3 protein-coding genes are annotated in these 8,040 nt (G+C 70.9%); all 3 read left to right on the top strand.

Annotation, left to right across the window (positions count from 1 at the left end; genetic code table 11):
- Positions 1–115: 115 nt before the first annotated feature.
- Entirely contained in the window at positions 116–6,514 is a 6,399-nt protein-coding gene (locus tag ACY34I_RS39665; RefSeq protein ID WP_462760583.1) for a coiled-coil domain-containing protein, read from the top strand.
- A gap of 55 nt (positions 6,515–6,569) precedes the next feature.
- A complete protein-coding gene (locus ACY34I_RS39660; RefSeq protein WP_462760581.1) occupies positions 6,570–7,154 on the top strand; it encodes an IS607 family transposase in 585 nt (194 codons plus the stop codon).
- A 56-nt stretch (positions 7,155–7,210) separates the two neighbouring features.
- On the top strand, positions 7,211–8,040 hold an 830-nt coding region (tnpB, locus tag ACY34I_RS39655), incomplete at its 3' end, for an IS607 family element RNA-guided endonuclease TnpB (protein WP_462760579.1).

The raw sequence follows: 8,040 nt of genomic DNA, 5'->3' as shown, positions 1-8,040 counted from the left end.
CCAAGCCGGCTCCGTGGATGGCTCGGTCGACGCCGTGGATCTGGCCCCTGTGGACGGGGGTAGCGGCCCCGCGTCACCCGCGACGGGCAGCAGCATTGACGGCAAGGGCGGCGACGTGGAAACGACGCCGGTCGGGAACCCGCCGGAGGTCGAACGGCTGACCCGGGAACTGGCCAGCATCCGGGACACGACCGCTGCCGTCGAGAGTGACCTCGCCGCAGCGCGGAGCGAGCTGTCCACCGCTCGGGAGGCCCTGGCGCGCCAGGTCGACGCCCGCGCGGCCGTGCCACCGGCGCGCGTGACGCAGACCCCGACCAGCGCCGATGAGACCCCGACCAGCGGCGATGAGACGCCTGCCAGTGGTAATGAGGCGCAAGCGGTGGAGCGTGCGGCGTGGGAGCGGCTCACCAGGGCCCAGGACCGGGTTGCTGAGCTGGAACGGCAGCGCGGAACAGCGGAGCGGCGCGGGCACCAGTTGCTGGAGCGGGCCGTGCGGGTGGCTGACCGGAGGCGACAGGCGCTGGAGCAGGACGCCGCCACCCGGGAGGCGGACTGGCGGACGGCGGTACAGCAGTGGACGGACGGCCTGCAGGCGTTGCAGGCCGGCGGGGCAGCGGCGGCGGACCGCGCGGCGGAGCGGATCCGGCAGCGGGACGCGGCGCGGGAGGCTGCCGAGCAGCTCGCGGCCCAGCGGGCCGGCGAGCGGGAGGTGGCCCGGCAGGAGGCAGCCACGCGGGCGGCGCAGCGTCTGGTGGCGAGTCAGGAGGCCCGCGAGCGGGCGGCGGCACGCGAACAGGCCCGGAGAGACGAGCAGGAGCGGTGGGACACGTGGCAGGGCGTACAGCGGGCGCTGGCGGTCCGGAACGCGGTGCGCGATGCCGCGCAGGCGGAGGCTGACCGGCAGGAGCAACGGCGCCAGGAGCAGGAGGCGCGGGCCGCGGCGGATGAGGCGCAGCGACGGCTGGCGGATCAGGACCCCGGGCAGGAGCACCTGGCTGCGGAGCGGGAGCAGCAACGGCCGGCCGCTGCGGCAGCACAGTGGCGCACCCGGGAGCGCGAGCTGGCCGCGGAGGCGGCGAAGATTCGGCAGGACGAGCAGCGCGCCGACGACCAGTTGGCCGAGCAGGCGCAGCGGCGGTGGGAGGAGGGCCGGCGGGAAGCCGAACTGGCGGAGGTCGATCGGGTACGGGCGGACGAGGACGCGCGGCGGCAGGAGGACGAGTGGCAGCGGGCCGACCTGCGTGCGGTCGAGGATGAACGTGAGCGGGTCGAGGCGGAGCGGCGGGACGCCGACGCGGAGCGGCAGGCGGAGACGTGGCGTCAGGCCGAGCTGGCGGACGCGGTCGACGCGGCGGCGCGTACGGCGGAACGGACCCGGTTGGAGCGGAACGTCGCACGCTCCCAGGGGCGGCTCGACCGCGCCCGGAATGCGGCGTCCGATGCGCGTACGGTCTGGGAGCGTGCGGTCGAGGAGCGGGATCAGGCCAACGCAACTGGGGCGGCGGCCAAGGGGAAGGCCAGGGAGCCTGAGCCGGCGACGCCGTGGTACTTCGCCGACGGTGCCCTCGGTGAGCTGAGCGTCTCGGCGGTGCGGCACCTGACGCCGCAGCAGGTGACGGAGACCGTTGCACAGTTGATGGACGACCTGCCGTCAGGGTGGCCCACCGGGGGAGCCGACGACATCGAAATGGGCACGACCGACCGGCTGGATCTGGGCACCGCCACCCAGGAGGCGGGCATCCGCTCGCGGGTGTCGGCGGCGCTGCACACGCTGCTGACAACGCCGGATCAGCGGGACCCCCGTGCCGTCGAGGAACACCGTGAGCGCTGGGAGCAGGCGCTGTTCACTGGAGAGACGCTCAGTGCGGGCGGCCGGCTGGTGTGGATCCGTCCCGTGCCGCACGATCCGCGACCGGCGCCCGCCGGCAATGCCGGCGGCCCGCGGGTGTTCGGAGTCTCCTTCGGTTCGACCAAGGTCGGCAACGACACGTCCGTGTCCAGCGGACGGAAGTCCGACGGAGGGCTGGAGGAAACCTTCGACATCTCGACCGGGCGCGCGTCCAGGTTGATCGCGGGACTCCCCACGCTGTCGATCAAGGGCGATCGCCAACACGCGATGTCCCAGGAGACCCGGGTCATCTGGGGCCGGAAGATGTTCGTGACCGCGTCGACGTCGTTCACCAGCGGGGTGTCGTTCCAGGTCTTCGTGAACGGCGTCGAGTGGGGACGGCCGTCAATGCCGGCCGAGACCGGCCTCCTCGACATCTCCCTGCCGACCCTGTACGCCAACGGCAGCGCTGCGCCGAACCGGGCAGCTCAGCTCGCGCCGTCGCCGCCCGAGCCGCCGGCGCGGTCGACGCCGCAGGCCCGCGACGTGCTCAACGCGATCGACCTGACCCCACTCGTGACCGGCTGGCACCAGGTACTGGCGGCCGCCCTGCCGGCCGACACCGCGGCTGGCGTCGCCGCGAAGGTCACCCGCCAACTGCTCAACGAGCGGACGACCCGCAACCGTAGCCGGTGGATGCTGTCGAACGGGGACATGACGGACACGATCGACGAGCGGCTCACGGTCGGCAGGTTCCGCGGCTACGTCGCCACGAGGGCGGTCATACGGGAGTTGCAGCTGGTGGAGATCACCGAGGGCGTCACGGTACGGGACGACCTCGGGGTGATCGCGACCTCCGGGGAGGAGGTGTCGGGTACGAGCGGCACCGGCCTTGCGGCGGACGCGGCGCTTCTCGGACTGACCCACGCGGCGACCGACCCGAGTGGCCGGGAGGAGGCGGCCGGCAGGACGACCGGCGCCTTCTCGTTCGGCTTCGGCGGCGAGTCCGAACGCGAGTCCGCGCTGGAGGTGGGCGGCAAGGTCCTGAACCACACGGTGCTGAACCGCAAGGAAGACCAGGCTCGTTACCGGGTGGTGTTCGACGTCACGTTGACTACGTATGGCGATTCCTCGGTGGTACCGGTGACCCGGCAGGTGGCCGGGGAGCTGGGCGTGCCGTTGAGCGAGGCGCAGCAGTTCGAGCGCAGCGTCTTCGGGACGGTCTTCACCCCTGAATTCGGTGGGCCGGGCACCGGGCGACCGCGGGCGCTGATCACGCCGGCCGTCGCGGCCCCCCCACCGGCTCCGGCACCGGCAGGCGACATCGGCAACTGGTTGTCGCCGCCGCTGCCCTGGGCGCCGCAGGCGCGGCATTCCTACGTGCCCCTCGCCGGCCCGGCCCCCCGGGAGCCGCTGGCGCTGGCCATGCGGCGCGGCCAGGGTCTGGGGATCGCGGCGAACATGCCCGGGGCAGAACAGGTCGCCGACCTGGTGCAGTCGGTGCTGCGACAGAAGTCGGGGCGCGTTGATATCGGCGCCGTGGCGCGCCGCACCATCCTGGCGAAGGTGGGTCGGGCCGCCATGGAGGCCGATCCGACGCGGACGCAGGCCGGAAAGAAGTTCACCGTGCGGGTCGGCCGCAAGCGGTACCAGGTCATGGTGACCGAACACCGGAGGGAACTGCTGGACAGTCCGGAATACCCGATGACGGTCAATGCCCGCGCGTTGACCGGAGCCACCACGTCGGGTTCCCGGTCGACCGAGGGCAGCCTCAGCGGCCGGTGGGGTGGCCGGGTGTCGGGCAGTACCCAGCAGTCCGACCAGAACGAGCAGGCGCCGGAGAGCGGGACGGAACACCAGGGGAGGGTGTTCTTCCCGCGGCTCGGCGTCACGGCAAAGCACGCGCGAGCAAACGAGCACGAGCTCAGCCAGGTGGTACAGGAGTACCGCCGGACCGAGACCGACGGACACGTCGTCGACCATCGCTACCGCACGGTGTTCGAGGTCATGATCCGCGAGCAGACAGACAGCGGCTGGGGACCCCGCGAGACCTGGTTGATCGGTGCTGAAAGCGGCGGCGAGGTGGCGACCCACATCGCGGTACCGGTCGAGCATGTGCCGCGTGATCCGCGCACCGGCGAGGAGCGGGCCATTACGCCGGCGCAGCTCGACGGCGCGGGCGTGACCCGCCCGAACCCGCGACCCGAGGCCGCGTGGGCGCCGGCTGACCAACCGCCGCACCTGCCGTTGGACGTCCAGGGCAGCGCCGGGTTGTATGCGGCCTTCCGGCACGTACCCGAGCTGCCGGCCACCGCGGCGCGGCTGTACCAGCAGTTGAACGGCCTCTCCAACGAGTGGTTCAACGAGCCGATGAACTGGCCCGACGCGATCTTCGATCTCGGGGCCAGCACGGAACTGGCCGGTGGGTTCCCGGAAGCGGTCGAGGAGCACGGGTGGGAGCTGCAACTGCCCGGCCACGACGGATACCAGCAGGTCATCCGGGTCCGGGAGCGGTTCTTCGCGGCGGGTCTGGCATACCAGTACAGCAGCGACGGCATCGACAGCGCGAACGGTGTCGAACTCGAGCAGTACCGGCAATCGGCGATCAGTCACGCTGCCGGGACGAGCAACGAGCTCAGCTTCGGCGGCAAGGCCGGTGTCGGGGGCCAGTATCTCAACCACGCAACGACCACGAAGAAAGGCGACTCGGACAGCGGCGACTCGGACAAGGCCCACGAGCGCGGCCGTGTCGGCGGCGGCCTCTACGTCGAGGGTGGGGTTTCGTTCGGCGGCTCGGACGGCAAGGACTACGGCGCCATCGACATCACCCGGGCCACCTACAACGACGCCGTCCACGCCTATCACGGCCGGGTGGTCTTCGAGGTCACCGCCCTGCGCACCAAGGACGGCGAGACCACGGCCACCGCTCCCGTCTATCTGGACGTCGACGACGCGGTGGATCTCCTGGCGACCGATCGTGCGGCCGAGGATCTGGGGCTGGACCGTCCCCGGACACCGACGCCGGACTCGGCGTCATCGCGCGAGATCATCGACCCTGAGCTGTTGCCCGCCGTGGGGCACCCCGAGCGGTTGCGGGCCAACGCCGTGCTGGACACGATCCTGCAACGGTTGCGGCAGCGTGGCCTGTTCGCCTCCGGCGAGGGTATCCCCGACCACCTGCGGCGCGCGCTGATGAAGCGATTCTCCTCCCGCAACCTGGAGCCGCAGTACCTTCCATTGTCCGGCCAGGGCGTGTACGGCTGGTTCCCCGTGCCCACGCCCTACCACACCACGCAATACCTGTGGGTGCGGGTCAGCGCCACCCCGTCCGCCGCGCCGTCCAGCGACCGCCCGCGAGAGCAGGTCAGCCTCACCCTGCGTGGCGAGACGCACGACGCCCAGTCCAACACGGACACCTCCGGATGGTCGTGGGGTGGGGAGGTCACCTTCTCCGGCCGTGGCGCGTGGAACGATCAGGGCAGGGTCCTCGGCGGGCATGCTGACTACGGGCAGGAGAGCTCGGAGTCCAGTGAACGCGGCATGCAGTCCGAGTCCAAGGACATCTTCCGGACCGGACCCAAGAAGTCGCATGAGTTCGAGTACCCGTTGGACTTCGCCATCGAGATGACGCTGACCACGGAGCTGCCCCAAGCGGTCACGTTCATGCTTGATTCAGCGCGCAACGTGCTGTTCGGCGGCGCCTGGCTCGCCGGCCTCTGGCAGCCGCACCTGGAACGGTCGGTCCGCGACCTCTGGCACAACCTCCCCGGGATCGGCTGGCAGGAGCAGATTCAAGTCGCTGGGGACGTCCGGCTCATCGTGCCGCGATACCTGACCCGGCCGACGGCCGAACAGCCGGGGAGTTGGCAGGGGCTGGGTCCGGCCCCGGCCCTGACCGGCGCCGGCCGGCCGGTACCTCGATGGGTGGGGTCCGGCCCCACCCCGCCTCCGTTGAACAACGCCCTGATCAATGACCGCAACGTCCATCCGTGGCGGCTGAACCGGGCGGCCCGGGAATTCGAACGCTGGGCGGCGCTGACCACCCAACCGCCGCGGCTGCGTCAGGGCTTGGACCTGAGCACCGACGGCGCCTGGAGAGTGCCGGGCGTGCACGATGGCAGCGATTTCGACCGCTTGATGGCGCACCACGCATCCGAGATGATGCTGCGACCTCGCCTCGAGCCACTGCTCGAACACCGCTACCAGGTTCCAGGCACCGGCATCACTCTCGGCCTGAACATCCGGCGGGCCGAGATCTATGTCGACAAGGATGGCCGACCGCTGGCCTTCGAGCAGAAGGCCCGGCGATACCAGCAGAACGAGGCGGGCCCGATCAACAAGGGCGACTCGTCCTCGGGCTGGGAGTTCTCGTTCGGCCCGCAGGGTGGCGCTCCCGCCGGCAGCATCAAGAAGCTCGGCTGGAACGGTGACGGCCTCGGTGTCGATCGCGAGGACGGCGAAGCCCACGCGGCCGAGATGAGCGAGGTCAACGAGCGCAACGTGGAGGCGAAGCGGACGTTCCATCAGTATCGCTACGACGTCACCGCTGTCATCTACGGTCCACACGGCACCCTGCTCGTGGACGTGGAGAGGGCCCTCTATGTCATGCGCGAGCAGACGTCGGCGATTCCAGTGACCGCCACCCCGTTGACGACTGAGCACTCAGGCCCGGCTCGCGAGGGTTAACAACTGCTCGCAAACGAGTAGTCCTTAGTGTTCTTGCGCGCGCTATGGTGATCGGGTGAATTTGAAGGAGTGGGCGGCGTCTCAGGGCATCGCGTACGTCACGGCGCGGCGGCAGTACGCGGCTGGGACGTTGCCTGTTCCTACTTACCGGCTGGGTCGGCTCATCATGGTGGGTGAGCCGCTACCTGCTGTCTCGGCTGGCGTCGGGCGGGTGGTGGTGTATGCCCGGGTCTCGTCCGCCGATCAGCGTGCTGAGCTTGACCGGCAGGTCGCTCGGGTCGTGACGTGGGTGACCGGGCGGAACCTGCCGGTGTCGCAGGTGGTGACGGAGGTCGGATCCGTACTGAATGGGCAGCGCAGGAAGTTCCTCGCCCTGCTGCGAGACCCGGCGGTCACGACCATTGTGGTGGAACACCGTGACAGGTTCGCCCGCTTCGGTGCCGAGTATGTCGAGGCGGCGTTGACCGCGCAGGGGCGCAAGTTGTTGGTGGTCGACCCGGCGGAGGTTGACGACGACCTGGTTCGGGACGTCACGGAGATTTTGACCTCGTTGTGCGCGCGTCTGTACGGCCGTCGGGCTGGGGCGGATCGGGTGCGCCGGGCGGTCGAGGTTGTCACCACACAGGACCCGCCGTCGTGAAGGTGTTACAGGCGTACCGGTTCGCTCTGGACTTGACGCCGTGTCAGGAGCGGGCGGTGCTGGCGCATGCGGGCGCGGCCAGGGTGGCGTACAACTGGGGCCTGGCCCGGGTGAAGGCGGTCATGGATCAGCGCGCCGCCGAACGCACCTACGGCACGCCGGAGGAACTGCTGACTCCGGCCGTCGGGTGGAATCTCGCCGCGTTGCGCAAGGCGTGGAACGCGGCGAAGGCGGATGTGGCGCCGTGGTGGGCTGAGTGCTCCAAGGAGGCGTACAACACCGGCCTGGACAACCTGGCGCGCGGCTTGAAGAACTGGTCCGACTCGCGGGCAGGCAAGCGCGCCGGTCGGCGCGTGGGATTTCCGCGGTTCAAGTCCCGCCGTCGCGCCACCCCCAGCGTCCGGTTTACCACCGGTGCGATCCGGGTGGAGCCGGACCGCAAGCATGTCGTGCTGCCCCGGCTGGGCCGGCTGAGCACCCACGAGTCGACGCGCAAGCTCGCCCGCCGTGTCGAGGCGGGCACGGCCCGGATCCTGTCCGCGACCGTGCGCCGTGACGGCGGGCGGTGGCATGTCGCGTTCTGCGTTGAGGTCGAGCGGGCCGAACGCACCCCGACGCGCCCGCGGGCGGTGGTCGGCGTGGATGTGGGGATCACCCACCTGGCGGTCTTGTCCACCGGCAAACTCGTGCCGAACCCCAGGCACCTGGACGAGGCGGCCCAGCGGATGCGCCGCCTTGCCCGGCAGATGTCCCGGCGCGTCGGCCCGGACCGGCGTACCGGCCAGCAGCCGTCACAGCGGTGGGAACGGGCCCGCCAGCAGGTGGCCCGGGCGCATGCGCGGGTGGCGAACCTGCGCCGTGACGGCCTGCACAAGCTCACCACCCG

This window comes from Micromonospora sp. RTBAU3-60, assembly GCF_054963695.1.
The sequence above is the reverse complement of the archived record's forward strand: the minus strand, read 5'-3'. Positions and strand labels throughout refer to the sequence as shown.